Annotated in this window: 1 protein-coding gene; it reads left to right on the plus strand. The window is 66.6% G+C overall.

Annotated elements, in window-relative coordinates:
* The first annotated feature begins 701 nt into the window (after positions 1–701).
* Positions 702–1,913 (plus strand): IS30 family transposase, encoded by a 1,212-nt coding sequence (locus ACR80Q_RS18210; RefSeq protein WP_435379070.1) that lies wholly within the window; start codon positions 702–704, stop codon positions 1,911–1,913.
* Positions 1,914–2,718: the final 805 nt, after the last annotated feature.

Genomic DNA, 2,718 nt, shown 5'->3' on the forward strand with positions numbered 1-2,718 from the left:
ACCACGAAAGATCCGGGCTAGGCCGGGACCGCTGTGCGGGGAGCCGACCTGCCAAGACACTGACGAGCACCACGCGATGGCCTGGGTCACCGCCCCGACGGCGCCTGTGAGCGCGGCCAAGCGCGTAAGACCCCGTCTGTCGCCTATCCTGGAATTGACCCCGAGTGTCGGGGTTGCATCGTGACAGGAATCATTGCGGGGCACGTCGTGACGGCATGTCCCTGCCCTCGACTAGCGATAAGGCTGCACCCAGTGAAACTTCATTTTAGTCCAGTTCTGCTGATTGTGTTTGTTGTCGGTGTCATCCTCTTAGGCATACAACTCATTAGCGGTCAGGTGGACGACCCAGTCAAACGCCTGAGCCTCTTGGTGCTTACGCCACTCGTTATCGCATGCTTTGGCGCATATTTCCGGCTTGCGGCGCACGGGGACCCGGGCAAGGAGCCTTGGGACGCTGCAGGAAAGGGTCTGGCTTTGATCGCGAGCGTCCTGACTCTGATGGCAGCCATCGCAGTATTCTTTCTTCCGGAGGGCCTGCTGTAGTACTGGAAGTTCAATAGCCGATCCCACTTCGACAACGCGAGCCACCGCGGCGGGCGATCGACGCGAATCCGGCGTCAATGGCCTCTGGCCGCGCAGTCCGGCAAGGGATGGCGGGCTCAGTCGGTCGTCGCAACACCCCCTGATGTGAGGTGCTGCTGGTGTTGTCCAGGAAAGAACTGATCGACAAGCAGGCCGCGTTCTGGGTACTGATCGTCCGGGGTTCGACGCTGCAGGCGGCCTGTGACGCTGTCGGCGTGGACAGACGAAGCGGCCGGCGCTGGCGCCAGGCGACCGGCGGGGTGGTGCCACGGAGGAAGCCGGCCCCGTCGGGGCGCTACCTGTCGTTGGAGGAGCGGCTGCGGATCGCGGACCTGCGGTCGGGTGGGTCCGGGGTCCGGTCGATCGCGGTGCTGCTGGGGCGGGCGCCGTCCACGGTGAGCCGGGAGCTGAGACGCAACGGCACGACGGCCGCGCCACGGACACCCGATGTGCCCACCGTGGTGTCCTATGCGCCGTACGCGGCTCAGAAGCGGGCCGACCTGCGGGGTCGCCGGCCGAAGGCCAGCAAGTTCGACATCCCCGAGCTGGCCGAGCGGGTGCAGGCCAAGCTGTGCCTGAAGTGGAGTCCCGAACAGATCAGCGACCACCTGGCCGTGGTGGTGCCCGAGCGACTGGAGCTGCAGTTGAGTCCGGAGACCATCTACCAGGCCCTCTACGTCCAGGGCCGCGGCCACCTGCGCGCTGACCTGCACCAGCACCTGCGGACCGGACGCGCGATCCGACGCCCGCGACGCCCCAAGACCACGGGTGGCTCGGGGAAGATCCCCGACATGATCATGATCAGCGATCGGCCGGCCGAGGTCGCCGACCGGGCCGTCCCGGGTCACTGGGAGGGCGACCTGATCCTGGGCTCGAACTGCCGAAGCGCGATCGCGACGCTGGTCGAGCGGCAGACCCGGTTCACGATGCTGGTGCACCTGCCGAACGGTCACGGCGCCCTGGCAGTCCGAGACGGTCTCCTCGCGGCCATCAAGACGTTGCCCGCGCACCTGCGCAAGACCCTGACCTGGGACCAGGGCACCGAGCTGGCCCAGCACCGCCAGATCACCCTGGCCAGCGAGATGGCCATCTACTTCTGCGACCCCCACAGCCCCTGGCAGCGCGGCTCGAACGAGAACACCAACGGCCTGCTGCGCCAGTACTTCCCTAAGGGCACCGACCTGTCCCTGCACACCCCAGAACGGCTGCTCGAGGTCGCCACCGAGCTCAACCAGCGACCCCGCAAGACCCTCGGCGGCATCACGCCAGAGGACGCCCTTCAGCGCCTACTGTCAGACCCCGAACGACCCGTCGTTGCGACAACCGCCTGAATTCGCCCATCCCCAGGTGGCGATCGGGTCGTTGAGGGGTCTCCGGCGCGCTGCTCGCCGTCAGGAGCGGTGACAAGCTGAGCCGGGCGGCACCGCCGTCGGTCCACCATTGGCTGCCATGACGTCGACCTTCGGACCGTCGTTGCAGTCTCTCGGCCGCTGCCGGTGAGGGGGTGCCTCCCGCAGGGTTGACCCATGACCGAGGCGAGCCGCAAGGCGAGAGCATCATGAGCAAGCAGGGGTGGGCGTTTCTCGCCGGGGCAGGCATGGTCATCGGTGGGCTGGTGATGTACGTCGNTTGCAGTCTCTCGGCCGCTGCCGGTGAGGGGGTGCCTCCCGCAGGGTTGACCCATGACCGAGGCGAGCCGCAAGGCGAGAGCATCATGAGCAAGCAGGGGTGGGCGTTTCTCGCCGGGGCAGGCATGGTCATCGGTGGGCTGGTGATGTACGTCGCCTTCCTTGACGTCGAGACCCCCGTGATTGGACTGCGCCAGGCTGGCCTGGTCCTTGCTGTTCTGGGGGTGATTGAGATCGTGGCCACCGGGTGGTCAACGATGCGATCGAGGCGACCGCGCGACTGATCGCCGTCTCGGGGACCGATCGGGCACGACGTCTCCGACAATCGATCGCCAACTGGGGACCCCCAGTCAAGGACCGACTTCGACGGTGACACCGGCTCGAGGTCGGCTACGGGGCGTCTTGGCTGAATCGGTGGACCGGAGGTCCGTGGGTGTCGGATCATCACAAGTCATGGACATTTTCGTGAGGCCGGCCTGGGGGCTGTGAGTGAGTCCCCTGGAGTGGT

Origin of the sequence: Aquipuribacter aurantiacus (assembly GCF_051216895.1) — a bacterium.
Classification (GTDB): Bacteria; Actinomycetota; Actinomycetes; order Actinomycetales; family JBBAYJ01; genus Aquipuribacter.